The sequence below is a fragment of the Ferrimonas marina genome (assembly GCF_900129905.1).
In the GTDB taxonomy this organism is placed as follows: domain Bacteria; phylum Pseudomonadota; class Gammaproteobacteria; order Enterobacterales; family Shewanellaceae; genus Ferrimonas; species Ferrimonas marina.
Window position 1 is genome coordinate 88,841 of the sequence record NZ_FQXG01000001.1, and the last position, 25,378, is coordinate 114,218.

The following is a 25,378-nucleotide window of genomic DNA, read 5'->3' on the forward strand; positions in this document are numbered from 1 at the left end:
GTCCTAGGCGTCATGGCTCGCCAGGTAGTCGGTCAGCAGGTGGCGCCCTGCGATGGGCTGGCCGTTTTGGATGCTCACCAGGCCAAGTCGTTCCAGCTGGTACATCTCAATGCGACTCAAAGGGTCTTCCTGGTCACTGCGTAACTTTTTGAATCCGCTCACTGCGTCAGCGTTGGCGCTGTAATCCTGCAGTAGCTGCTGCAAGAACTCGCTGAACAGTCCGCCGGGGGCCGAGGCCCCAGCCAGCAGTTGTTTTAACCCCTGGGAGGGGCTTTCCATAAAATCAGCCTGGTTAGCCAGTTCATACAGGGTCAGCTGGCACAGATAAGGGTGGCCCCCCAGCGACGTCAGCAGCAGTTGAATGGGGCTGCTGGCATTACCGTCGTTACGCCAGTTAAATCCGTAGACCGAGGCCAGTGCCGCGATTTGGTCGCCGTCAAAGGGCTTCAGCTCAATGGGAAGGCCCACGTTAAAGGGAGACAGGTTCATGTCTAACTGGACGTACACCTCAGTGGAGTAGACCAACATCTGACGGAGCTTTTGCATGTTTGTGTTGTGCTTGGACTCTTCGTGCCAGGAACGCAGCAGCGGCAAGAAATCCCGGCTGACGTTGTCGTCGTCAAATACCAGGTTGAGCTCATTGATCACCAGTAACATCGGCTGGTCCAACTTTGCCAGCACGGCCTGTTGCAGGAAGTTGCTGGCGCTGAGTTTGCTGCCGATCAGCTCGTTCCAGTGGTCTTCCAGCTTAACGTCCAGGCCCAATTGGCTGGCGGCCTGCAGGCAGACCCAGCGCAGTAGCCGGTCCAGATCGGTCAGGATCGCTCTGTCTGCTTGCAGAAAGTCGATCTTGACCAGATGAAAGCCCTCACTCTCTGCCTGATCGATGACTCGAAGCATCAGTGAGCGTTTGCCCATCTTTCTCGGACCCTTGATCCGCAGGATCGAGCCGGGGCGCTGTATCTCCTGGTAGGCTCGCGCTTCCTCTTCGCTGCGCTCTATGTAAAAGGGGGAACTGAACTGCATCGCGCCGCCGGGGTACTCCAGGCGTTGACTCCGCTTGGCACTGTCCGCCGCCCAGGTGGCTTCCAGCAGCGGGCGAAAATTGCGCTTGGTAATGCTCTGGCCCAATGCCTGGGTCAGCTCTTTCCATAATTGAGAGCCCGCTTTGCGCACGTAGTCGTGGTCGTAGCCACTCTCTTCGGCCACCACGTTGTAGCCCTTGCCTTCCCATGAGAGCCGGAAAACCTCTACTTTGATGAGGCTTAAGCTCTCTTCTGGCAGCAGAGTAATCAGCAGATCTTTGGCTTCCTGGTGGTTCATTGTTGCCCTTTCTCGTTCGCTTTTGTGTCTATCAAAATGGTTTCCTGGCCTGCCGTTATACGACTGAGCGGTTCCTTCAACTCTAGTGCGCTACACCTGTCGCTGTGGCCTGGCATTACTGCAGGCGGCCAGACTCGAGGGCGGTGACGGTGTCCAGCGCGGTATCGAAGTCATACTGGGCCAGCGCTTCGCTGAGCTTGGTATAGTCAGCGTCGGGGACCATGCCTCGCAGTGATGCCAGTTGCTCAGCGGCTTCGCTATCACACTCTTCGAGCATGGAGCGCAGTCGTTGAAGCTGCTGGGCTAAGGGTATTGAGTTGACGCCAGGGCTTGGCTCGGCCAGCTCTGCCTCCTCCTGGCTTGGCTGCAGGACCTGCAAGCCACGAAGGACGCGATTCAGTTCGGATTGCACTGCAGCTAAAGGCTCAGCGATGGTCTGGGCACTGAGGTTGGCGTCGTCGCTCAGCTCATTGCAGCGCAACTCCAGAGCGGCAGCCAGCTGTTGAAGCTCTGCTGCACCCAGGCTGCCCGCAGCCCCCTTGAGACTGTGGGCACAGCGACTGGCGGCTCGGCGATCTGTGTCGCTGAGTGCTTGCTGAAATTGCACGCTGAAATCTTGTTTTACCGTGTGGAACTTAATCAGGAGTCGCCGGTATAGCGGCAGGTTGCCGTGGCAATGATGCAAGCCGACCTGAGTATTGATCCCAGGCAGTGGCGGCAGCGGAGACTCATCTGAAACACTGGCGGTAGCAGCGGAGCGGGTGGGTTCTGGATCGGCAGGCGTAATCCAGCGCGCCATGGTATTGAACATCTCCTCCACCTTAATCGGTTTGCTGATGTGCTCGTTCATGCCGGCCGCCAGCACCTTTTCTCGGTCACCCACCATGGCGTTGGCGGTCATCGCCAGTATCGGCAGGTGGCGATGACTGGCTTGTGCCCGGATCCGGCGGGTCGCCTCGTAGCCGTCCATGACTGGCATCTGGCAGTCCATCAGCACACCATCGAAACGTTCTCTCGCAATGGCATCGAGAGCTTCCTGTCCGTTGTTGGCCAATACCACCTGCAGGCCATTGTTGACCAGTAACTCGTGGGCCAACTCCTGGTTAATGGCGTTGTCCTCAACCAATAGCACCTTGGCGCCTGCCAGATGAGTCAGGGCCTGTTCCATCCGATTGCTGCGATAGTGGGAGCGGTTGGGGTATAGGGGTTGTCGCCCCATGGAAAGCATGACCGCATCCAACAGCGCTGAAGGGGTGACCGGCTTACTAAGGATATTCTCCGGCGCCGCTTTACCCGCGGCGAGGCTAAGTTCATCCGTTCCATGGGCAGTGATCATGATGATGCGCGGTGGACGTGTTAGCGCATCGTGCGCCCGTATCCGCTCTGCGGTGGCCACGCCATCGGGCGGTGGCATTCGCCAGTCCAACAGGACCAGGTCGAACGGCTCCTCGCTGTCAGCTTGAACGAGCCGCGCCAGGGCCTGTTCACCGCCATTGACGGACGCGGTTCGCAGGCCAAAGCCCTCGAGCATGGTGCACAGCAGCTCACGCGCGGTGGCGTTGTCGTCGACCACTAACACCCTCAAGGCACCGATGGCACTTTGAGGAGGGGGCAGGGGGGTGACGTGCTGTTGAACCTGCACGGGACAGGTAAAGCGAAACAGGCTACCCACACCGAGGGTGCTCTCCAGCTCAATCTGGCCCCCCATCAACTCGACCAGGCGTTTGCTGATGGCCAAACCCAGCCCGGAGCCACCGAATTGTCGGGTGGTCGATGCGTCGGCCTGACTGAAGGACTCAAACAGCTTGGCCTTTTGTTCATCGCTGATGCCGACACCGGTGTCGGTGACGGAAAACTCCAGGGTCAGAGAATCACCTTGGTGTTGCACCGGCCTAACCCTGACCACCACCTCGCCCTGCTCGGTGAATTTCACTGCGTTGTTGCCGAGGTTTACCAGTACTTGGCTCAATCGCAAGGGGTCGCCAACCAGGTGTGTCGGCAAGTCAGCAGGGAGGTCGAACATCAGCTCCAACCCTTTTTCTTCCGCTCGAAGGCCGACCAGGTTGGCCAGGTTGTCGAACAGCTCCTCCAGCCGGAACTCGGTCTTTTCTATGTGCAGCTTGCCAGCCTCGATTTTGGAGAAATCGAGGATGTCGTTGATGATCCCAAGCAGGGACTCGGCAGAGCGGTGGACCTTATCGATGTAGTTGCGTTGTCGATGATCCAAGTCGGTTTGCAGGGCCAGGTTGGACATGCCGATGATGGCGTTCATCGGTGTTCGGATCTCGTGACTCATGTTGGCCAGGAACTCACCCTTGGCACGGTTAGCCAGTTCAGCGCGTTTGACCGCGACGGCCAATTCATCTGCCAGGGTACGCTGTTCGGTGATGTCACTGACGGTGCCACTGGTGCGGTACGCGCTGCCATCGGCTCGGCGTAAGGATTTAGCTCGGGCTCGGAACCAACGGTACTCGCCGGATTTGGTGCGCTGGCGGTACTCAATGTTGTAAGGCGTGTCGCTGCTGAGGTGGGCTTGGAAGGCGGCCTCGGTGGGGGTGAGGTCGTCGGGGTGAAGAAAGCCTCTCCAGTTATCCAGTGAGTGTTCTATCTCACCCTCGCGGTAGCCAAGAAGTTCCAGATAGCGTGGAGAGAACCAGTTGGTTTTGCTTTCATCATCGTACTCCCACAGCGCGTCACCTGAGCCTCGCACCGCCAACTCAAAGCGCAGCTGTGAGTCCTTCAGATCGGCAGTACGCTCGGAGACCTGCTGTTCCAGGTTGTCCCGCTCCTGTCGCAGTGCCTGCTCCAACTGCGCCTCTACCCGGTAGGTGTGCAGGTAGTCCAGCAGCAGGCCCAAGAAGGGAACCGCATAGGCGACGATCTTGAGGAAGTGGGCAACATTAAAATGGCTGTCGTAGATGGCGGTAGACCCAAATGCCATGTGCAGTTCGGTCATGGTCTGGGGGATCAGGCTGATCCAGAGCGCATGGGTAAACAGAGATGGACGGGCGCGATAGAAGCGCGGGTAGAGCCATAGGGCACAGAACAGGTAGATCATCAAAGGCCCGACGTCCCATGGACGGGTGATCCAGGCATCGGGGTAGGTGGTTTGAGGCAGCTCAGCCTGAGTCGCGCAGTACAGCACAATGGCGTAGGCCAGCGCGCCGAACGAGGCGCTGACCAGCAGAAGAAAGCCAGGGCTGGTTTCCCGCTGCCCTCGAACCATCAGCAGTATCACCCCCACGGTGGTAATACTGGCGTTGAATACTCGGCTGATGGCCCAGGTGAAGGGCACCAGGTTTTCGTTGGCGGCGGTGGCGTTGATCAGTCGATCGGCGGCCAAGGTGTGGAAGGCATCCATGCAGCCCGCAGTAAAGAGTGCGACACCAATGATGGGGGTGACCGCATCCTGCTTAATTTTAAAGTGGGCAAAGGCCAGGATCACCGTCACCATGGCGATGGTGATGGAGGTCCACTCCAAAATGGTGTGAGTAAAGCTGCCTTCCAGGTTGGCGTACATCAGGTCGCGAAAGGCGTTGTACTCCAGCTGATTGGCGAGCTCGGGCTTGAAAACGCCCGAATGAGAACCGAAATCCACCCCCAGCTGGATGAGCAGTAATGGCAGGGTCGAAACCAGGGCCACTCCCCAGACAAAGCTCGATGGAACGCGAGTCGCAGTTGGCATGAATATCGCTCTCACCGATGGCCAAAACCGGCAGTAATGCCATCGTATCCCCGCTCAATTGAAACGGGTTTGTGACTGTAATGTTGCGAGTTTCTCACACGGTGAGGCGCTTTCACAGTCCAAGGTTGAGTGAGCCGGGCAACCGAATCCCATCAACAACAAGGCCGCCATGGCCTGGTGGGCCATGGCGGCGGTAGGGGAAGTCGAGGTTATTTGGCTTCGTTGATGTTGGCGACCGCTTGCTTGGTGGACCAGATGTCACTGGCGATCATGCGGTAGTTGGTCAGGGCGGCGAGCATGCCATCCAGGCCGGGCACCTTGGCGGCGGCGCTGGCGTCGGCCACCACGGTGACCTCGAAGCCACACTCCACCAGTTCACGCAGGTGCGACTCGACGCACAGGTTGGCAGACATTCCGGCCAGGATGACCTTGTCGATGCGTTGCTTGCGCAGCTGCAATACCAGGTCGTTGTTTTCCGGACCAAACACCTTGTGTGCGCCGCAGATAACGGTGTTGCCGTTGTTGATGGCGGGCTTGAACTCCTCCATCCAGTCGGCGCCACTGCCCTCAAAGCCTTCCACATCCAAGGTGCCCTTGCGGTCAAACATCTTGATGGCGTGCATCAACTTCTCTAGGGTGCCCTCAAACTTCCATTTGTGGTCCGTCGGGAAGTAGTAGTGCGGGCTGATGAACAGGGGCAGGCCAGCTTCGACCGCGGTGTTCATCAGTTGCTCCAGGTTAGCGACGGTGTTGTTCTCCAGCACGCTTTCGCCAACCGCGCCCCAGGCCACCCCATCGGGATGGAGAAAATCACGCTGCGGGTCGGTGATAACCAGGGCAGTACGGCCCTTTTCGATGTCAAAGCCGGTTACCGGCAGGCCGTGGTCTTTGTTCACTTCCAGCCATTGTTCAACGCGGTTTTTCTGTGAGTCAGTCATGGTGTAATCCTTATGGGTTTCAGTCGTTAATGAGGCTTGGCTCGGTGTGTGCCTTAAGCTTGGAACCCATTTTAGGGAGAGGCGGTGGGTAAGGATGTGTGCTGCTAAGAGGGGAATGTGTGCAGTCCGAGGCACAAAGTGGTGGCCGGTGCTGAAAACAGAAAAGGCACGATACTCAGTGCGAGCATCGTGCCTTGGGCATGGAAAACGGGGGGAGTTAAACCAGGGTGTAGAGCATGAAGGCACCAATCAGCAGAAAGGCAATGGAGATAGCGACCTTCATCTTGTCTTCTGGCACCAGACTCTGCAGTTTGGGGCCGATCTGGCCGCCGATGATGACCCCGGGAACGGTAAAGATGATGATATTGATCACCTGGTTCAGAACATCGCCCCCTTCATGGAAAAACTCGTAGAAGTGGCCCACCGAGGCAGCCAGAACGGTTACCACAACCACAAAGATGGAGGTGGCCACGGCGACCGGCGTCGGCACTCGGCAACGTGCAACCAGGTGGTACTCCTGCAGCTCAGCCAGACCGACGGAGATCATGCCAACAAAGCCCCCGCCGATGGCGGCAAAGCTTTTGCCCATCCAGGGGTTGCAGATGGTGTAGCGGTACACCTTGCCCTGTTTATCGGTTAGCTCGGACTCAAAGGACTCGGCAAACTCTTCACGGGTTGCTTGCTCGTGCTTCTCTCGTTCCTCTTTACGCCAGGCCGAAAACAGCTGGGTGCCGATAAAGATCAGTCCTACCGCAAAGATGGCTTTCAGTACGACGGCGGGAACCCGATCTGCGTAAAGTGACCCGATTATGGCTGCTGGAACGGAAAACAGCAGCAGCTTCCTGGCCAGGCTGAAGTCGATCAGTCGGGCTTTGAGGTAGGCGACCAGACCGCTACCAAAGCCGGCCAGCTCGGTGGCCAATGCAGCGCCAATGGCGATTTGTGGGTCTAGCCCAAGGGCCAGCATAAACAGGGGTGAAAAGAATACCGCGCCGCCAATGCCGCTGGACATAGCGATGGTGGCGATGCCGATGGCGATGGGTAACAGGTACCAATATTCAGTGCTGAGTTCCATAACAGTACTTCCCGTGAGCTAGGTTAACGTTCGTGGATTTGCGAATCTGGGGTTACGATACCGGGTCACTGGAATGGGGTATGTGTGCCGCAAGACCGCCAATGTGTGTTGTGAACCAGCGCCTGTGGCCTGTGTAAACAGGACGTGCTCAGATGGTGAGGGGGCCGGAACGTCAGCCCCAAAGACGAGTAAGCCGCCATGGCCTGGGGGGCCATGGCGGCAGTGGGAGAAATCGAGGTTATTTGGCTTCGTTGATGTTGGCGACCGCTTGCTTGGTGGACCAGATGTCACTGGCGATCATGCGGTAGTTGGTCAGGGCGGCGAGCATGCCATCCAGACCAGGCACCTTGGCGGCGGCGCTGGCGTCGGCCACCACGGTGACTTCAAAGCCACACTCCACCAGTTCACGCAGATGCGACTCGACGCACAGGTTGGCAGACATGCCGGCCAGGATAACCTTGTCGATGCGTTGCTTGCGCAGCTGCAGCACCAGGTCGTTGTTTTCCGGACCAAACACCTTGTGTGCGCCGCAGATAACGGTGTTGCCGTTGTTGATGGCGGGCTTGAACTCCTCCATCCAGTCGGCGCCACTGCCCTCAAAGCCTTCCACATCCAAGGTGCCCTTGCGGTCAAACATCTTGATGGCGTGCATCAGCTTCTCCAGGGTGCCCTCAAACTTCCATTTGTGGTCCGTCGGGAAGTAGTAGTGCGGGCTGATGAACAGGGGCAGGCCAGCTTCGACCGCGGTGTTCATCAGTTGCTCCAGGTTGGCGACGGTGTTGTTCTCCAGCACACTTTCGCCAACTGCGCCCCAGGCCACCCCATCGGGATGGAGAAAATCACGCTGCGGATCGGTGATAACCAGGGCAGTACGGCCTTTTTCGATGTCAAAGCCGGTTACCGGCAGACCGTGGTCTTTGTTCACTTCCAGCCATTGTTCAACGCGGTTTTTCTGTGAGTAAGTCATGGTGTAATCCTTATGGGTTTCAGTCGTTAATGAGGCTTGGCTCGGTGTGTGCCTTAAGCTTGGAACCCATTCTAGGGAGAGGCGGTGGGTAAGGATGTGTGCTGCTAAGAGGGGAATGTGTGCAGTCCGAGCCACAAAGTGGTGGCCGGTGCTGAAAACAGAAAAGGCACGATACTCAGTGCGAGCATCGTGCCTTGCCAAACAACAGAGCTAAGAAGATCGGTCAGCAGCAACGGCGTGTTATCAGCCGCTAACGCGTTGCTGAGCCGAACTGCTGGTCAAGGTAATGGGCGATGTCCCTGGACTCCGGCATCCATACTTCGCTGCCGTCGGCTTTGGTGATGCGAAGCACCGGGACGGTCGCGCGCCCTCGGGCACGGACCAGTTGTTCGAGATACTCGGGTTCCTCATGAATGTCTCGCAATTCAACCTCGACATTGTTTCGAGCAATGGCCCGCTGGACGATGGTGCAAAAGGGGCAGCCGAAGAATTGATAGAGGGCCAGTTTGTCGGCTTGCGATTTGATGGTCATGGCATTTATCTCCAAAGGATGGGCTTGGGGTTATTGTCCGCTCTGTGTCGTTGCCATGATGTGTGTGGATGGTGTGCGAATGTGTGATTTGCCATTGCACCCTAGACCGCATTAACAGCGGTTTGCCGACCTCAGACATGGGGAGAGGGCATATCGTATGTGGAGAGGGTCTTGGCGTTCGTTGGGGTCGTAGTTTTCTGAACCATCCTCGGCGATGATGGTGAAGCCGATAGGTTCATCGGCCCATCTGGGCTTGGTGATCGCCTCCGGATTTTTCAGGTGAGTCTGCAGCAGGCTGTCATCTTGTGCTTCCTGGCACCTGCGATGATCCACGTACTGCTCTAGGGTCATCTCTAGCATCGCGAGATACTTGTTCAGATGCTCAAATTTTCAGATGTTTAGGGGTGAAATCGGTCAGCGGGTCAACTAGCTGGGCGCCGAGGCAGCGCGCGCAGCATTTTTCATCTGTCATCTCCCCAGGGTCTTCATCCAACCTGTATCGATACCCTGGTTTTATCAGGCGGCCAACTCAACATGGAGCGTAACCTCGCCACCGTAGGACAAGCCCAAAAAAAGCCGCCCATGGGGGCGGCGAAAGGTTGGAAAGGTGCCCGAAGGCATACATTACAGAGGGGCTTTGGTTCTTACAGTTGCTCGTCAATTTGCTTCAGTACCTCCTCTGTGGTTTTTACGGAGTTGGCAATCATCCGCACGTTGGTCATGGCTGCGGCGTAGCCATCCAGACCTGGCAGTTGTGCGGCTGCGGTGCCATCGGATACCACCTGAACCTCGAAGCCTTGCTCCATGAATTCACGCAGGTGTGATTCGGTACAAAGGTTGGCAGACATGCCTGCCAGGATAATCTTGTCGATGCCGCGCTTGCGCAACTGCAGTACGGTATCGTTGCTGTCCGGCCCGTAGACCTTGTGGGGTGTTGCCACCGCGGTTTTGCCATTGTTGATGTATTTCTTGTACTGGGGCATCCAGTCAACGCCGGTGCCTTCGGGGAAGCCATCTTGGTCGATTCGCGACTTGCTCTCAAACATGTGAATACCGTGCATCGCATGCTCTAGTGCACCACCGTGCTGAAAGGTCAGGTCCGTCGGTGCATAGAAATGGGGGGAGATGATCAGCGGGATGTCTTTCTCCCCAGCAATTTTCATCAGCTTCTCGATGTTCTCTACGGTGTTGTTGGCCTCGACACTCTTGCCTACGAGCTTCCAGGACACCCCTTTGGGGCTGAGAAAGTCGATTTGCGGATCTGTGATGACAATAGCGGTACGGCCTTTGGCGTAGTCCATGCCGGGGTCGGGAAGTTCCGCTTTTGCGCTGCTGGTGAAGGTCAGAAGGCCGATGCTCAGGGCGGCAACAGTGTTGGTCAGTGCGTTCATGATGGTGCTCTCCGTGGTACCTGGTCTTGAAGTCGATGGTTGATAACGCTGTTATCCGTTTTGGGCGTTGCCGCCCTTTCGAATATGGAGCCATGGTGCCGCAACGAAGGGTGTCTGGATGTGTTAGGCGATCCCGGCAATGTGTGATCTGGCCGAGCGGATGTGTGGCATGAGATCCGCCGTTCCCTCCAGCAGTGGTAGGTGATGCCTTGCCAGATTGACCGCTGTCGCTTTGGATCCTTGGCTATGGTTACCTCACCCAAACCAGGGCAAAACCTGAGGTGGTGATGGGTGGTTGGCCTCTGGTCAGGAATTGGGACTGGCAGGGTCGGACACTCAGGGCAGCACACTTCGAATGCACTCAGAACAAAGAGGATTTGTTATGGCCAAGCTCACCGTCGTTGCCAGTATCACCGCCCACGAGGACAAGATTGACCTAGTGAAGTCAGAGCTGCTCAAGCTTATTGATGTCACCCGTGCTGAAGAGGGCTGCATCAACTACGACCTGCATCAGGACAACGACAATCCCGCTCACTTCCTGTTCTACGAGAACTGGACCACCCGGGAGTTGTGGCAGGCCCACTCAAGCAATCAGCACCTTAAGGACTACCTGGCCGCCACTGAGGGCGCCATCGAGCGCTTTACCCTGACCGAACTCAGCCACATCGCCTGACCCGGGCTATCGACAACAACCTGCCTAGCCGGAAAACCGGCGGCAGGCTGTTGTTCTCCTTCCCAACGCAATCAACACCCCCGTCCTCGGCTATGGTTACCTCAACTCAGGATGGTGGAGGAGAACAGGGCGATGAACAGGAAAGGGCGAGGGAAATTGGGGCAGTGGCTGGCTGGATTAATCTCCACAGCAATGTTCAGCGGAGCGATAGCGGCCACTGAACCTCCGAAAATGCAGATGACCACCGCGATCCCGGAGGGGATCACCACTCCGGATAACGTCGATACCCGCCTGGGGGAGCTCAGTTTCTTCGATGGCGTGCCGGACCCGGCCTCGGCCCAAAAGATCTACGACTTCATCGACTTTCAACACGCCTATCAGGCCTACATGAGCGGCATCCAGATCGCCTCCATGTACGCTATCCGTCAGGGCCTGCTGGAGTTTGGTCCCGCTAACACCACTGCGGTCCAGTTTGCCGATCTGATGGACTCCAAGGCACTGTTTCTCACCGCCAACACCACCAGTGTGTACCAGATGGCCTGGTTGGAGCTGACTGATGAGCCGATGGTGATCGAGACACCGCCGGATGTGCTGGGGATCGTCGACGACCATTGGTTCAAGTACGTGGCGGACTTTGGCCGGCTGGGGCCGGATCAGGGCCAGGGCGGCAAGTTTCTGATTCTGCCACCGGGCTACGAGGGTGACGTGCCCGAGGGCTATCATGTGGCCCGCACCAATACCTATGGCAACTGGGTGATCTGGCGTGGCTTTCAGGTGGATGGTTCGACCGAGACGGCGGTTAAGGCAACGCAGGAAAAATTTAAGATCTATCCGCTGTCGCAAAAGGCCAATCCACCCAAGATGACCTTCATCAATGTGTCAGGCAAAGAGGTCAATACCATCCACCGGATGGATGCGGCGATCTTTGAGGAGATCAATGCGGTGGTGCAGGCTGAGCCAAGCATGGGAGAGAGTGAGGAGATCCTGGGCATTCTTGCTTCGATTGGCATCAAGAAGGGGCAGAAGTTTGAGCCCGATGAACGAATGCAGGGCATTTTGAGTGCAGCTGCTCAGGCGGGCGCGGTGAGCGTCAAAACCATCATGTCACGGCCACGGGATGAGATGTTTTACTTCTATCCTGGGGAGAGCGTGTGGATGAATCCCTTCCCCGGCGGCAGTTACCAGTGGCTGAACGAAGGGGCCAAGCTGCTGGATGCCCGGGCGGGGTTCCACTATTACGCCACCGGTATCACCCCGGCGATGGCCAAGAAGATCATCGGCAAGGGCTCTAAGTACGCCTATACCTTCCTGGACAAGGAGGGTTACCCGCTCAATGGCAGCGAGACCTACCGGGTCCATGTACCCGCCAATGTGCCCGCTAAGGACTTCTGGTCCTTCACCCTCTACGACAACCAGACCCGTTCGATGCTGCAGACCGACGCCCGCTTCCCGGGCATCGACAACAACCGCGAGGGGATGGTGCAGAACGAGGACGGCTCCTTTGATGTCTACTTCGGGCCTGAAGCGCCCCCGGGTCAGGAAAATAACTGGGTGCAGACCATACCCGGGCGGGGCTTTAACCTGATCTTCCGGCTCTACGGCCCGCTGGAGCCCTGGTTTGACAAGACCTGGCGGCTGGCGGATCCGGAGTTATTACCATGATGCGCCACGTTGGATAAAAGAGGCTAGCTGAGGTGTCAGGCCTAAGCTTTCATGGCAGAACTTTCATGGTAGAGCTAGGAGTGCGGTTGCACGAACTATCAGACTCTCTAAAAGCGCCTGCTCAAGGTGATTGAATCCTTCACGAATATTAAAATGACAAAAAAGGAAATAATGGCCAAGAATACTAAAACAAAAGGTGAACCCTACTGGTTCACCTTTTGTTATAACTCTTCGTCATGGCCATAGCCAATTGAACTAATGCACACGTCCTACTCTTCTTGAACACGGATTGTAAATACGACGGAGAAGGGCATATAGGTCTCGCGGTTTTCATAGCAAATGCCCATCATGTCGTCCGTTTTACAATCAGGGTCAGTGGCATCTTCCGTGTAGGCGGTGAGCTGTGTCGCTATGCCGGATATGGCGCCACTTAACACGTGATCGCTGTAGTCATTGAACTGAAGCAGCATGCCATCCGAATTATCTGGGTAAGTGTCTACGTTCAGTTCCGTAACCGGTTGCCGATGTGAAAAATACACATCTGTTTTTTCAGTGCTTTGATCAGGGAGTTTCAGTCTGAAATCAAGATAGTTGAAGTGCTCGGAGAGCGTCTGTAACGAATAGCTGTCGACGATCTCTGGTCCAAAAGAGAGATATATGTAGATGTTCTCATCTTCGAAGACCTGTGCTCGATAATCGAAGCTCTGATCACAGCTCACCCCTTCAGGGCAGCTAATTATCAGTTCACTGGAGGTCGCATAGGCTATTTCGGTCGTTTCGCCATTGAGATCGTAGGTCAACTGGATGCCGGCTTCTTCTTTTTGAAGAACATCATCAGAACTATTTAAGTCACACCCAGGTAGTAGCAGTAAAAACAGTAACCAGGTTATTCTCACGCGAACCTCCTTCGCCGAATTTCAATCATCCCTTTTGAGCTCCCCAATTGGCCGAGCGTACATTGATATTATTCTTCTCCGAGTGAGAAAGTACACGGGGCATTTACATTGGTGTGATCCTCTTAACAACCCGGAGGGGATGGTGCAGAACGAGGACGGCTCCTTTGATGTCTACTTCGGGCCTGAAGCGCCCCCGGGTCAGGAAAACAACTGGGTGCAGACCATTCCCGGGCGGGGCTTTAACCTGATCTTCCGACTCTACGGCCCGCTGGAGCCCTGGTTAGACAAGACCTGGCGGCTGGCGGATCCGGAGCCGGTAGAGTAGGGCGACCTACTCCAGCGGTTGCAACGACTGCAGTACCGTTGGCAGCAACTCCGTCACTGTGGGGTGGATGTGGACGGCCCGCGACATCACCGTATAGGGCTGCTTGGCGTACATCAGGGGCAGCAGCGACTGGATCACTTCATCGCCAGTCATGCCCAGGATTGATGCGCCCAGTATGGCCTGACTGTCGGCGTCCACCAGGATCTTGATAAAGCCCCGGGTGTCGCCAAACTCCTTGGCTCGGCCGACACGCGTCATCGGGCGGGTGCCCATCAGCACGCGTTTGCCTGAGGCTCGGGCCTGGGTTTCGGTCATCCCCACCCGGCCAAGAGGGGGGTCTATGAACAGGCCGTAACAGAGCAGCCGGTCGGTGACACGGCGGGGATCCTGGTCCAGCAGATTGGCGGCAACGATCTCAAAATCGTTGTAGGTGGTGTGGGTGAAGGCTCCGCGCGCGTTGACCTCGCCCAGAGCCCAGATCCCTTCAACATTGGTACGAAGCTGATCGTCCACCACGATGTAGCCGCGAGCATTGGTGGTTACGCCGGTGTGCTCCAGACTCAATGAATCCGTATTTGGAACCCGACCAACCGCAATCAACACATGGCTGCCGTCCAGTGGGGTTGCATCCTGCTGGCAGTCGATCTGCATACGAACGCCCATGGGGCCGGGCTCGAAGGCCAGACACTCCGCCCCGGTCCGGACCGTAACGCCTTCCCCCTCCAGGATCTCCTGTACCGCAGAAGAGACGTCTGGGTCTTCCCGGCCGATCAGCCGATCCTGCATCTCAATCACCGTGACCTTAGCGCCAAAGCGTCGATACATCTGGGCGAACTCCAGGCCGATGTAGCTGCCGCCGACGATCAGCAGGTGCTTTGGCAAGCTGTCCATCGCCATCATTGAGGAGTTGGTCAGATAGTCGACCTGGTCCAGGCCGGCAAAGTCCGGCACCCGGGCGCGGGCGCCAACGTTGATAAAGATGCGATCCGCCGTAAGAGCCTGACCCTCCACGTCGAGGCTCTTGGGACCGGTGAAGCGGGCGTGGCCACTGATCAGGGTGACGTTGTCCATGCCCTGTATCCAGGCCATGACATTGGCGTTAGCTCCGCCAGAGACCTCATCCTTGCGCGCCTTGACCTGTCGCATGTCCACCTCAACCGAGCCGTTGATGGTGACGCCAAACTCCGCCGCCTGACGGGCTGCATGGGCCACGCGGGCACTGCCCACCAGGGTTTTGGTGGGGATACAGCCTACGTTGACACAGGTTCCTCCCACCAAGTGGCGCTCGATGATGGCCGTTTTCATTCCCGATTTGCCAAGCCGTTCGGCCAGTGGCGGACCGGCCTGGCCAGCGCCGATGACAATCGCATCAAAGTGTTGCGCCATCTGAGTGATCTCCATAAGTGGTGCAGAGAGGTTAATCCACCATCACCTGGCCTTCCCGGTGCAGGGTGTTGCTATCAGTGTGGTCAAATCCTCGATGCTGATAGATATCCAGCGAAGTGGTTTGGGTGTAGCTAAGCTGGTTGCCGCTGAGCGTAAGCTGGTGAGTAAAGCCGATGGTGCTGGCGTGTTCTTGTAAGAAGGCCGTTTGGGCGATGCCATGGCCTTCAGCGCGGGTTTGCACCGAAAAGGTAATGCGCTCCTGCTCGATAGCGGACGCTGGCAGCTTACCCTCTGCTACCACGGCCACGCCCCTGGGGGTGACAAAGCACTCGAACAGGGCCTCACGCTCTTTGTCCCACAACCAGTAACCATGCTGCTCATGAAACTCCTGGTGATCGCTTTGTCGGTTGACTCGGCGATGGTAACGCAGCGCCACAAGACGCTGAGATTCGGCATTGGTGATTTGGCCTGCAGGACGGAAGATGAGGGTTTCGTAAAACGCGTTCTGCTCTGCGCCATCGGGTTCGGGCGAGCGGTCTTGCCCCTGTTCGCCTCGCCATTCCCCCAGCAGTCGAGCCAAGGGACCATAATCCACGCCATTAACTTTTGTGTCTGATGCCATCTGGGTTTTGCTGATTGGGCTGGGTGACTCAAGCATAGCCGCTAGCGGCAGCGGTCCAACTTAAGTTCAGCATGGGTGACGGGCAGTGATTGGACAGTGTTCAGAGGCGCCAACTACAGTTTCAAGACTTTGCCTGAGCGGGATTCATGTTTTGTTGGGTTCCTCTTGAAGACTGAATGCTCTTTTGATGTTGAGATAACGCTCGGCAGGTACTGTGAAGCAATCAACAGGAATAGAACATCATGCAAAAGTTCCAAAAGCTCGCTACCGCTCTGTCACTTGCCGCCTTGCTTGGTACCAGCGGCGCATTCGCCGCCGGTAACGCCGAAGACGGAGGGGATGGCCTGCCAAACCCTGGTGTGACCCTGGTAAAGGGTCAAACAGCCATCGTGATTACCGATCCGCAGATCGATTTTCTCTCGCCCAAGGGCGTTGCCTGGGCCCTGGTTGGCAAGAATGTTGAGGCCAACAACACCGTTGAAAACATCGAACGGCTGATGAAGATCGCCGGCGAGAAAGACATCCCGTTGATCATCTCCCCCCACTTCTACGCACCGACGGATCTGACCTTTAAACACGGTGGGGCGCTAGAGCACGCCATGCACGGCATCAAGATGTTTGAAAGCAGTTCCCGGCTGGACCAGGACGGCTTCCCGGAAGGCAGCGGTGTAGACTGGATGCCGCAATACAAGAAGTACATCAACAACGGCAAAACCGCGGTTTCCACTCCGCACAAGGTGTATGGGCCGGACACCAACGACACGGTGCTGCAGCTGCGCAAGCGCAACGTCAGCAAGATCATCCTGGCGGGCATGTCCGCTAACCTCTGTACCGAATCGCACATGCGCGAGTTTATGGAACAGGGCTTTGAAGTGATGGTGGTGAAAGACGCCTCTGCGGCTGCGCAACTGCCGGACTATGATGGTTACGCCGCGGCACTGGTGAACTGGCGGATGATCGCCAACTCGGTGAAGACCACCGATGAGGTGATTAAGCAGATCAATAAAGAGCTCTAAAGCGTTAAACGCGTGAATTTATAAAGGCACCAAGTCGATAGGGCTGGTGCCTTTTTTATTGCGACGACTTCTCAGTGAGTCTGCGCAGCGGTCATGGTGACGAGAGCTTGGTAACGAGCGCTAGCTCAGGCTAAGTGGGGCAGTGATGTTCTTTATGGCCATGCCTTTTCGAAGAGAAGTAAGAGGCAGCGATCAGGCATGTCGGGAGGACCATCATCGGAATGTAAAACACGCTGTCCGACACCTGGAATGGACTCCGTATTGGCCCGCCGTAGACAATGGCGATGCCAACGGAGGAGTAGAACAATACCGAGAGATAACAAATGACACTGTTAAGGAGCCAGTGTGAGGGACTGAGTCTTGCCAAGACACAACCGGCCAGCAATGCCCAAGGTCCAAAGCAAATAAAGTGCTCAGCTATCCCTAAAGGGATAAAGGCAACTCGAATATGCATGTGTTGGTGAAACCACAAAAAGTAGCCTTCCGGGATGGCGATGGCCGCGACGTATCCAAAGAAAAATGTCGCGATTGCGCCAATGAGTAAGCCGGCACATATTGCGATAATAATGAGCTTGGTCTGATTCATCTGTGTCCATCCTTAGACAATGATCTCGACCGACTAAACCAGTGCCTTTGTGCCAAAGCTGGCAAGGCTACCTGGCTTAGTCGCTGCACGGGTAAGAGCTGCGCGAAGGGCAGGCTAGTGATTAAACACTCGGGTTCATTGCAGCCTTTTCCAACTGTTGCTCTTTAAGTGCGTTGGTCTCTACGGCTTAATGTCAGGGCAAGAGATAGACTTGATCTCTTCATTGGTAAGGCCCACCCATTGAACAGACTTACAAAGCACCAGTTTTACCCTCAAACCGCGGGCAACCGTATCAACGATATGCTCATACCACTTTGCCAGGGACCAGTTCTTTATCGGCGTTGATATAAAACCTTTCGACACCGGGTCCCAGTAGACCCCGCTAGCTTCTCGGTAGATATATTGATACCCCGCGTTACCGCCGCTCGCTATTGAAACTAGCAACTCCCCTGACTCCAGCAGTGAAATCTGGTCTACCTGTTCAATCTGTACGATGCACGGGTCCTCAGGGTTGCGTGTGACGCAGTTGGATAGAACACATGGCTGCTTTCACCTGCGACTTTAAATCAATCTAGCAAGGGAGCCTATATTAATCAACGCGTTAGAGATGAGGCCTGACCGACGCGGCAGATTGAATGCTGTCGATGTGAGCAGGTATTGCTGTCGATGCAAGCAGGTGCAGATCGGCTGACTGGGGCCGGCGATAGAGCCCCAGGGTGTTCAGCCATGGGGCTCAAAAACGGTCGCCTGGCTTACTTGGGTTTTGCCAGGATGTGGCTGCGGTCGCTGGGGTCGACACGGCCGGTCTTCACTGCCTTGACCATGTGCAGCAGCACCGGGCTGACCTTGCCCTTAGGATTGGTGAGGAAGTAGCTGTGGCCCTTGGGCGGGTCGAAGCTGTTGTTGAAGTTGTCGCAGTCAACCTCAAACACGTTACGGGCCACCTTTTCCAGATCCTCTGGCCCGGTCATCCCTAAGCGACGGGACACGGTTTTGTTCTTAAGATTGGCCAGTTTGCTGGCGGGCATCGCCAGATCGTCGTTGGCGAAGTAGACCACCAGGTTGCGGGCGGCGTCGCTGATCACCGCACCCTCTTCGTCGGGCTCCAGGGTATGGTTGACCACATCCGCCGCCACCATAAAGCAGTTGCGAAACAGCTGGGGCATCTGGCCGATGTCGTTGTGGACCCAACGGCGCAACGCGTTGCGCAGCACCCGGTTGCCCATGGAGTGGGCCAGCACATTGATGCGGCGGGTACAGGGCGGGCGGTCCTCCTTCTTGCAAGCTTCAGCCTCCGCCTTACGCCAATCATCAAATTTGCCCAACATGCGGGCGAAGGCATCGCCTGAGGCGTCGGCGGCGCGCTGGTCATCCCAGTAGTCGTCGATAAAGGCGACGAAGCTGTCGTCGTCGCAGGGCCAGATCAGCGGCACCACATGAACCAGGCCCTTGCCGCCATGTTGATCGAACAGGGATTGCAGCTGCTGGGCGTTGGGGAAGATCTCCGACTCGAAGGTGTTGTTGAATCCGTGGATGTAGAGCAGCACCTGGGTCTTGGGATCGCTCAGCTCTTTGAGCTCGGCAAAGAAGGCCGGAGAGCCGATCTCGGTGTAATCGTCCGGGCCGTTGCGGCGACAGAAATAGAGGTTCTGGCTGACGCTGGTGTTTTGCAGCGGAAAGTCGATGGGGCGATTGGTGCGGGTGCGCTCAGACTGGCGTGGCGTCCGGTTGGTGACGAACAGCATGACGAAATCCTTCCAATGCTAAGTCCCCAAAGCTTAACGAGATTTTGCCGGAAGGGAAGGGCAATGAGTGCACCGGAGCGACCCGGTGCACTCAATCCTTTATGCCACGTTGGCCTGATCGCCGATGTGGATCTGGCCCTGCTCATCAATACTGATGCTCTGGCCGTTGTGGATGTGCTCGAACAGGTCGTCACCGGGGTACTCGATGATGGGGATGGACTTGCCAAACCACACCTGGGCCAGCACCACACCGGAGACCAGCAGGGAATCGTTCTGTTGGACGATCAGTGCCGCCGGGCCACGCTCCAGCGACACCAGATCCAGCAACACCAAGCCGGTGTGGGTAGAGCCGATGCAGCTGGGGAACACCAGCACCTTGTTGGCAATGTTCTGTTCAAACAGCTCGTGGTGGGCGTCGCGGATCTCCGCCCGTTTGCTCGGCAGCATGTTGGGTACCTTGCACATGCTGGCAGTGAAGTTGATGGGCTGCTGGGTCACCAGTGCCTCGCCCTGGGCGGTACCGGAAACCACGACCTTGCCTTGCAATATGCTCATGCTGCCTCCTCCATAACGCCGCAGATGGCCAGGACGTCTTCCAGGTTGCCGTAGCGGGTGCCCTCCAGGTAGTAGTAGAGCTTGCCCGACGGGGTTAGCACCTCCTTGCGACCCAGCCCGATGCGCAGCGACAGCCCGGCCAGCGGACAGTGCTGTAGCAGCTCCACCCCGGCATCCTTGAGCTGCTGATACTCCGGCCGTCCTTCCAGCTGCTCGTAGGCGGCGGGAATGAGGTGGAACAGGGTGCGCTTCTTCACCTTGCGCCCGGCAAAGTGCGGCGCCAGCTCCAGCACCTCCTCCAGGGTCATCTGCGGACAACCAAAGGCCACCACCTTAGCGTCCTTGGCGATGGCATGCTCGGTGCGCAGCTCATCCAGCATCGCCTGGGTAACGGTGACCGTCTCTTCCGGTTCGTTGCCGCCGAAGGCAGTAGCTTCGTCCGGCGCTTCCGGGGTAACACCGATGACGTGGAACAGGGTGACGCCACCGGAGGAGGCCATGGCCGCCCCCATGTTCTTGAGCTGGTCCAGGGTGAAGGGGTGGTGGTCTAGCACCGGCACCCGGTCCACCGCGATCTTACCGACCAGGAAGCCCAGCGCGGCAGCATCCATCTTGTCGACGTCCAGCTTGATCCGCACCTGGCCACGGCGGTTCTCATCCAACAGGTAGCCGAATTCCGGGGTCAGCCCGGTCACCGCCTGGCAGATGTCCACCATGATGGAGTTGCGATTGGTGCGTGCGCCGATCACCGAATTGGCGTAGATGATGGCGGAGCTCTCCGCCCAGCCCAGCACATCCCCTTGCTCCGGGATGTTGTGGTGGCGATAGCAGACGCAGGAGTAGTTGGGGATGATCCCCAGCGCTTCCAGCTGGGATTCATGCCACTGCTGGCCGCGAAACACCAGACGGTTCTGCGGGGTGTACTCGTAACCTGGGCGCGGGTTGAGGGTGGTAGGCACCTTCACTTTCACCCCATCCGCCACCAACTGCTGGATGATCTCGTAGTAGGCGGTGTAGAAGAAGATCTTAAAGCTGCCGGTCAGGTGGGCACTCTTGATCGGCACCAGGCGCTTGGCACCGAAGGCCTCGCCGTATTGCACCAGGGTCTGCAGGCACTTGGCCAGTGCCGCCCCGTTGGCTCCGTCCAGCATCGCTTGCTGATCCGGGGTCAGTGTCATGTTCATTCACTCTCTCCTTGATCGGAAACGCGGGTCCAGCGGCCATCCAGGCGCTCCCAGACCCGGCCCACCGGCCCCACCAGCTGTGGGGCCAGCTCCGGTAATCGGGCCAGCAGTTCGCTGCAGCCCAGCAGCTGGGTGTGAGCGGGCACCGCCAGGTACTCGCCACTCTCCTCACCACTGAACACCCGCCAGCCACTGTCACCGACGCCCATGGGACGCTCGCGGTAGACAAAGCCGGGCAGGGCACCGTCCAGCACCTGCTGGCTTACAATCAGCCACTCGGCACGGTGGCCCTGGGTAACCTGGCTGTCCGTCACCGGCTTACTCGTCGCCACCGCTGAGACGGCGCCACAGGGCGCGGGACATAAAGCGCACCTTGGTGTTGAGATCAAACCGCTTGAAGTTGGTTTTAACCGTACCGGCGGTGAAGGCAGTGGATTTGCTGTAATCGATCTGTACCTCGACAAAAGCCGGCTGCCCAAGCTCTGCCAGGGCCATCGCCTCGGCGATCACCGCGTCGCAATCGCTGTTGCGGGTCAGTGCCAGGTGGTGGCAACCGGTGGCCTCCGCCAGGGCACGCCAGTTTACCTGGGGCAACAGGGTGCAGGTCTTGCGGTTGTAGGGCACCTTCTGGGCCTGGGCGATCTGCGACAGTTCACCGTCATTAAACAGGAAATAGACGACACCGAGCTGCTTGTGGCTGGCGGTGAGTGCTTCCATGCCGGTCATCTGGGCGGCACCGTCACCGACGATCCCCACTACCTGCCGCTGCGGCTGGGCCAGCTTGGCGCCGTTCACTGCCGGGATGCAGTAGCCCATGGCGTTGAAATCGGTGGGGGAGATAAAGCCGCCGATGCAGTTGATCGGCATCAGCTCGGCGGTGAGGAAGGTGTGGTTACCGTCATCCGCTACCACCAGCGCATCGTCATTGAGGCTCTTGCGTAGGGCCTGGAAGAAGTGACCAGGGTTAACCCGCTCGCCACTGTCGTGGGCCAGCCAGGCGGCCAGGTAGTCGGCTTTGTCTTTGGCGATCTGATCAAGCAATGGCTGATGCTCGGTTGCGACCGGCTGTTGGGTGCAAACCTGATCCAGCAGCTTGGGCAGTAGATCGGCGGCATCGCCCTGCAGGGTGACCTTGGCCGGATAGTTCTTGGAGAACACCTCGGGGTTGATGTCCAGGTGGATCAGGTTCTCCGGTACGGTGCAGCCGTAGCTGCCGGTGGGGATCTCGGAGAAGCGGGTGCCGATGGCCAGCAGGCAGTCGCAATCGGCAAAGGCGTTCTTGGCCGCAGGCACGGCAGAGGGGCCAAACCCCATGCCGGTGTGCAGTGGGTGGCTGGCGGGCAGGGCAGAGAGCCCCTGCAGCGTGGTGGCCACCGGCGCACCAATCTGACTGGCCAGCTGGCCGATCGCCTCACTTGCGCCTCGGGCACCCCAACCGATGAAGATCCCCGGCTTCTTGGCACCCAACAGCAGTTTGGTGGCGGCGGTCAGCGCGGTATCGCGCTCCGCCAGCTCGGGCACCGGCGGCTGGTACTCCGGCAGGCTGTCCACCTCGCCGGCGATCAGTTGCAGGTTCACCGGGATCTCCACGTAGACCGGGCCGGGCTCATCGCCGGTGGCCACCTGGTAGGCCTGGTAGATCATCGGGATGATCTCTTCGTAGCGCTGGGGCTTGAAGCTGGCCTTGGTGATGGGGGCCATCAGGGCGTGCTGATCGATGTCGTGCAGCTGGTAGTGGGCACCGGTGTCGGTGCGCACGCCACCGGACAGCACCAGCATCGGGATCCCATCCAGGAAGGCCTCAGCGATGCCACTAGCGGCGTGGGTCAGGCCGGCGGCGGGAACCAGCACCAAGGTGCCGATGCTGGTATCGGTTCGGCTGATGGCGTCAGCGGCGAAGGCACCGCCCACCTCGTGGGTCACCAAATGGGGGGTGATCTGCTCGGAGCGGTTGAGCTCGTCATAGATCTCAGTGTTATGAACCCCGGGGATCCCGAAGGTGTGTTTAACCCCAATCTGCTCCAGTGCATGGCGCACCAGGGCGGCACCTGTTTTTTTCATTATTCCGGCTCCTTGGAGGATGAAAAAGCGTTACCAGTTTGTTATTGCATAAATTGCACAAAAGTACAATTATGTTGCTCAAGCAATGACAGGAGTCCGCCATGCAACAGGAACAACTCTCGGCCTATTGGATGCCGTTTACCGCCAACCGACAGTTCAAGCAAGCGCCCCGGCTGATCGCCAAGGCCCAGGGGATGCACTACTACGACAGCCAGGACCGTCCCATTCTCGATGGCACCGCCGGTTTGTGGTGTTGCAATGCCGGACACAACCGCACCGCCATCGTCGAAGCGATCCAGCAGCAGGCGGCCACCCTCGATTATGCCCCCAGTTTCCAGATGGGTCACCTGGGGGCCTTTGAGGCCGCCCAGGCCCTGGTATCCATTGCCCCCGAGGGGCTGACCCGCGCCTTTTTCGCCAACTCCGGCAGTGAGGCGGTGGACTCGGCGCTGAAGATTGCGCTTGCCTACCAGCGTGCCAAAGGAGAGCCGAGCCGTACCCGGCTGATCGGCCGCGAGCTGGGCTATCACGGTGTCGGCTTTGGCGGGATCTCCGTCGGTGGTCTGGTCAACAACCGTCGTGGCTTTGGTCATGGCCTCAGCGGGGTAGATCACCTCAGTCACAACAAGGGCCATGCCGGCCGTTTTGTGAAGGGGCAGGCCAGTGAAGGCGCCGAGCGGGCCGATGACCTGTTGGCCCAGATCCAACTGCACGGTGCGGAGAACATCGCCGCGGTGATCGTCGAGCCGGTGCAGGGCAGTGCCGGGGTGATTGTGCCGCCGCAAGGCTATCTGCAGCGGCTGCGTCAGATCTGCGACGAGCACGGCATTGTGTTGATCTTCGATGAGGTGATCACCGGCTTTGGCCGTATCGGCGCGCCCTTTGCTGCCCAGCGCTTTGGTGTTACCCCGGACATGATTACTTGCGCCAAGGGCCTGACTTCAGGCACCGTGCCAATGGGGGCGGTGCTGGTGAACGATGCCATCCATGACACCCTGGTGCAGGGGCCGGAGGGACAGATTGAGCTGTTCCACGGCTACACCTATTCCGGCCATCCTCTGGCTGCGGCGGCGGCCAAGGCCAGCCTGGCGTTGTACCAGGATGAGGCGCTGTTCGATCACGCTCGCGAGATGGAAGGCTACTGGCAAGAAGCACTGCATAGCCTGCGGGATCTGGACTCGGGTATCGTCGACATCCGTAACTTTGGCCTGATGGGTGCGGTGGAGTTTGCCCCGGAAGGGGGGCGTCGCGCCTACGCGGTGTTTGAGCACGCCTTCCACAAGGAAGACCTGCTGCTGCGCGCCTCCGGCGACTTCCTGGTGATGTCACCGCCGTTGATCCTGCAGCGCAGTGATGTGGACGCCATCATCGAGCGACTGTCTCGAGCGATCCACGCCCAGCGCTAACCTGCAGCGCGAACATCGAGAGTGAACTCTCCAACCAGGCCCAGCATCCGCTGGGCCTTTTACTTTTGAGCCAAAGCGAATGGCCGAACTTTTTGCTCGACGCCCTTGCTCTCCACCCCTTTGCTTCATGCTCCTCGTACCTAGCCCCTAGCCCCTAGCCCCCAGCCCCCAGCCCCTAGCACCTAGCACCTAGCACCTAGCACCTAGCCCCTAGTTCCCAGCGCCTGCCTCTTGAGTCATCCGGGGAGGCCAGCGATAGCTTGCGAAACTCCCGTGCAGACAGAGCATTGCGGCGCTATATAGCAAACGCAGATTCTCTTTTCGGCTTCGCCGCATACTCGCTCAATGGCCCCTGTCCTAGGGTTAAACCCGGTATCGCGGCGGTCGTCGCCGTGTGGGTTTTCAGGCCAGTGGCGGATTACCAATGCGCCAATGTCAGAGATGCGACTCAGGCCGTCAGCCTTCATCAAGTACAAGGGGAAGCAGCATGGACTACAAGAACTTTCAGACCTTCAGCGTGGAGGTGAACGAGGGGATCGCCTGGGTGACCTTCGACTTTCCTCCGGTGAACGTGCAGGGCCAGGAGATGCTGGCGGATCTCAGCAGTCTGGCATTGCGCCTGGAGCGGGACCGTACGGTGAAGGTGGTGGTGTTCCAGTCGGCCAACCCGGAGATCTGGGTATGCCACTACGACACCAACTTGCTGCGGGATATGTCCAAAGACCCTGTCTCCCGCGATGAGGCCAAGCTACTGGATCTGCAGGCGGTACTGGAGCGGATCAGCAAGCTGCCCCAGGCCACCATCGCCAAGCTGGAGGGCTACGCCCGCGGCGGCGGCCATGAGTTTGCCCTGGCCTGCGATATGCGCTTTGCTGCCCGTGGCAAGTTCAAGTTCATGCAGATGGAGGTGGCGATGGGGATCCTGCCCTGCGGTGGCGGCGCTTCACGCATGGCCCGCCAGGTGGGACTGGGCCGCGCGCTGGAGATCATCCTCAGTGCCCGCGACTTCGACGCCGACGAGGCGGAGGCGATGGGCACCATCAACAAGGCGATGGAGCCGGATGAGATCGGGCCCTACGTGGAGAACCTGGCCAAGCGCATCGCCCAGTTCCCGGCGGAGTCGATCAACGCCTGTAAGCAGACGGTGTACGAGTCCATCGACCGTCCCATTGAGGATGCCCTCAAAGCTGAGGCCTACTGGCTCTACCAGGCCACCAGCAAGACCGCCGCCATTACCCGCTTTACCTGGGCGGACGAGCAGGGCGCCCAGTTCGATATCGACAACCAGCGTAACTGGAACGATCTGGTAATGAACATCCAGTCGGTGAACGACTGAACGGGCGACAGGTC

23 protein-coding genes are annotated in these 25,378 nt (G+C 58.2%); 6 read left to right on the forward strand and 17 right to left on the reverse strand.

The annotated features are described in order from the left end of the window. Positions 1 to 3: 3 nt before the first annotated feature. The 8 genes from BUC04_RS00395 to BUC04_RS00430 form a co-directional block, all read right to left on the reverse strand. Positions 4 to 1,323 carry an AAA-like domain-containing protein gene (locus BUC04_RS00395; RefSeq protein WP_067664518.1) on the reverse strand — a complete coding sequence of 440 codons (1,320 nt, stop codon included), beginning with the start codon at positions 1,321 to 1,323 and terminating at the stop codon, positions 4 to 6. Positions 1,324 to 1,438: 115 nt separating this feature from the next. After that, positions 1,439 to 5,008: a response regulator gene (locus BUC04_RS00400; RefSeq protein ID WP_082766788.1), complete on the reverse strand. Its 3,570-nt coding sequence runs from the start codon at positions 5,006 to 5,008 to the stop codon at positions 1,439 to 1,441. Positions 5,009 to 5,217: 209 nt separating this feature from the next. Further along, positions 5,218 to 5,946 (reverse strand): cysteine hydrolase family protein, encoded by a 729-nt coding sequence (locus tag BUC04_RS00405; RefSeq protein ID WP_073325480.1) that lies wholly within the window; start codon positions 5,944 to 5,946, stop codon positions 5,218 to 5,220. Between the two features lie 217 nt (positions 5,947 to 6,163). Continuing rightward, positions 6,164 to 7,021 carry a sulfite exporter TauE/SafE family protein gene (locus BUC04_RS00410; protein WP_067666208.1) on the reverse strand — a complete coding sequence of 286 codons (858 nt, stop codon included), beginning with the start codon at positions 7,019 to 7,021 and terminating at the stop codon, positions 6,164 to 6,166. 238 nt (positions 7,022 to 7,259) lie between these two features. After that, positions 7,260 to 7,988: a cysteine hydrolase family protein gene (locus BUC04_RS00415; RefSeq protein WP_067666216.1), complete on the reverse strand. Its 729-nt coding sequence runs from the start codon at positions 7,986 to 7,988 to the stop codon at positions 7,260 to 7,262. A 250-nt stretch (positions 7,989 to 8,238) separates the two neighbouring features. Beyond that, the gene (locus BUC04_RS00420) at positions 8,239 to 8,520 is read right to left on the reverse strand and encodes a glutaredoxin family protein (RefSeq protein WP_067654012.1); all 282 of its coding nucleotides are present in this window, start codon (positions 8,518 to 8,520) and stop codon (positions 8,239 to 8,241) included. A gap of 111 nt (positions 8,521 to 8,631) precedes the next feature. Next, positions 8,632 to 8,880, reverse strand: a complete 249-nt coding sequence (locus BUC04_RS00425) for a hypothetical protein (RefSeq protein ID WP_067654016.1) — start codon at positions 8,878 to 8,880, stop codon at positions 8,632 to 8,634. A gap of 284 nt (positions 8,881 to 9,164) precedes the next feature. Next, positions 9,165 to 9,911: a cysteine hydrolase family protein gene (locus tag BUC04_RS00430; protein ID WP_067654019.1), complete on the reverse strand. Its 747-nt coding sequence runs from the start codon at positions 9,909 to 9,911 to the stop codon at positions 9,165 to 9,167. A 382-nt stretch (positions 9,912 to 10,293) separates the two neighbouring features. Here BUC04_RS00430 and BUC04_RS00435 point away from each other — a divergent pair, with 382 nt between their 5' ends. Together BUC04_RS00435 and BUC04_RS00440 are read left to right on the forward strand one after the other, a co-directional pair. Then, complete coding sequence (locus BUC04_RS00435; RefSeq protein WP_067654022.1) at positions 10,294 to 10,584, forward strand: putative quinol monooxygenase; 291 nt, start codon at positions 10,294 to 10,296, stop codon at positions 10,582 to 10,584. Positions 10,585 to 10,815: 231 nt separating this feature from the next. Then, on the forward strand, positions 10,816 to 12,246 hold the full coding sequence (locus tag BUC04_RS00440) for a DUF1254 domain-containing protein (RefSeq protein ID WP_200804641.1): 1,431 nt from the start codon (positions 10,816 to 10,818) through the stop codon (positions 12,244 to 12,246). Between the two features lie 269 nt (positions 12,247 to 12,515). Here the strand turns inward: BUC04_RS00440 and BUC04_RS00445 are convergent, their stop codons facing one another. Beyond that, positions 12,516 to 13,142 (reverse strand): hypothetical protein, encoded by a 627-nt coding sequence (locus BUC04_RS00445; RefSeq protein WP_067654028.1) that lies wholly within the window; start codon positions 13,140 to 13,142, stop codon positions 12,516 to 12,518. 139 nt (positions 13,143 to 13,281) lie between these two features. On the opposite strand from BUC04_RS00445, the gene BUC04_RS00450 reads away from it, so the two are divergent. Beyond that, on the forward strand, positions 13,282 to 13,467 hold the full coding sequence (locus BUC04_RS00450) for a DUF1214 domain-containing protein (protein ID WP_067654031.1): 186 nt from the start codon (positions 13,282 to 13,284) through the stop codon (positions 13,465 to 13,467). Between the two features lie 6 nt (positions 13,468 to 13,473). On the opposite strand, the gene BUC04_RS00455 is transcribed toward BUC04_RS00450, so the two are convergent. Continuing rightward, positions 13,474 to 14,853 (reverse strand): FAD-containing oxidoreductase, encoded by a 1,380-nt coding sequence (locus BUC04_RS00455; RefSeq protein WP_067654034.1) that lies wholly within the window; start codon positions 14,851 to 14,853, stop codon positions 13,474 to 13,476. 31 nt (positions 14,854 to 14,884) lie between these two features. Further along, positions 14,885 to 15,475: a heme-binding beta-barrel domain-containing protein gene (locus BUC04_RS00460; RefSeq protein ID WP_073325574.1), complete on the reverse strand. Its 591-nt coding sequence runs from the start codon at positions 15,473 to 15,475 to the stop codon at positions 14,885 to 14,887. A gap of 242 nt (positions 15,476 to 15,717) precedes the next feature. Between BUC04_RS00460 and BUC04_RS00465 the strand changes: the two genes are divergently transcribed. Further along, positions 15,718 to 16,491 (forward strand): isochorismatase family protein, encoded by a 774-nt coding sequence (locus BUC04_RS00465; protein WP_067654040.1) that lies wholly within the window; start codon positions 15,718 to 15,720, stop codon positions 16,489 to 16,491. Between the two features lie 130 nt (positions 16,492 to 16,621). On the opposite strand, the gene BUC04_RS00470 is transcribed toward BUC04_RS00465, so the two are convergent. The 6 genes from BUC04_RS00470 to BUC04_RS00495 form a co-directional block, all read right to left on the reverse strand. Then, complete coding sequence (locus BUC04_RS00470; RefSeq protein ID WP_067654043.1) at positions 16,622 to 17,077, reverse strand: hypothetical protein; 456 nt, start codon at positions 17,075 to 17,077, stop codon at positions 16,622 to 16,624. Positions 17,078 to 17,829: 752 nt separating this feature from the next. After that, positions 17,830 to 18,822 (reverse strand): alpha/beta hydrolase, encoded by a 993-nt coding sequence (locus BUC04_RS00475; protein ID WP_067654046.1) that lies wholly within the window; start codon positions 18,820 to 18,822, stop codon positions 17,830 to 17,832. 99 nt (positions 18,823 to 18,921) lie between these two features. Then, on the reverse strand, positions 18,922 to 19,377 hold the full coding sequence (locus tag BUC04_RS00480; protein WP_067654049.1) for an aconitase X swivel domain-containing protein: 456 nt from the start codon (positions 19,375 to 19,377) through the stop codon (positions 18,922 to 18,924). Next, positions 19,374 to 20,561, reverse strand: coding sequence for an aconitase X catalytic domain-containing protein (locus BUC04_RS00485; RefSeq protein WP_067654052.1), 1,188 nt, complete (start codon positions 20,559 to 20,561; stop codon positions 19,374 to 19,376). The genes BUC04_RS00480 and BUC04_RS00485 overlap by 4 nt, the downstream gene beginning before the upstream one ends. Then, on the reverse strand, positions 20,558 to 20,893 hold the full coding sequence (locus BUC04_RS00490; protein ID WP_159437642.1) for an immunity protein Imm33 domain-containing protein: 336 nt from the start codon (positions 20,891 to 20,893) through the stop codon (positions 20,558 to 20,560). Before BUC04_RS00490 ends, BUC04_RS00485 begins: the two co-directional genes overlap by 4 nt. Further along, on the reverse strand, positions 20,880 to 22,622 hold the full coding sequence (locus tag BUC04_RS00495; protein WP_067654057.1) for a thiamine pyrophosphate-binding protein: 1,743 nt from the start codon (positions 22,620 to 22,622) through the stop codon (positions 20,880 to 20,882). Before BUC04_RS00495 ends, BUC04_RS00490 begins: the two co-directional genes overlap by 14 nt. A 101-nt stretch (positions 22,623 to 22,723) precedes the next feature. Between BUC04_RS00495 and BUC04_RS00500 the strand changes: the two genes are divergently transcribed. Both BUC04_RS00500 and BUC04_RS00505 read left to right on the forward strand, forming a co-directional pair. Then, the gene (locus tag BUC04_RS00500) at positions 22,724 to 24,028 is read left to right on the forward strand and encodes an omega-aminotransferase AptA (RefSeq protein ID WP_067654060.1); all 1,305 of its coding nucleotides are present in this window, start codon (positions 22,724 to 22,726) and stop codon (positions 24,026 to 24,028) included. Between the two features lie 487 nt (positions 24,029 to 24,515). Continuing rightward, positions 24,516 to 25,364 (forward strand): enoyl-CoA hydratase/isomerase family protein, encoded by an 849-nt coding sequence (locus tag BUC04_RS00505; RefSeq protein ID WP_067654063.1) that lies wholly within the window; start codon positions 24,516 to 24,518, stop codon positions 25,362 to 25,364. Positions 25,365 to 25,378: the final 14 nt, after the last annotated feature.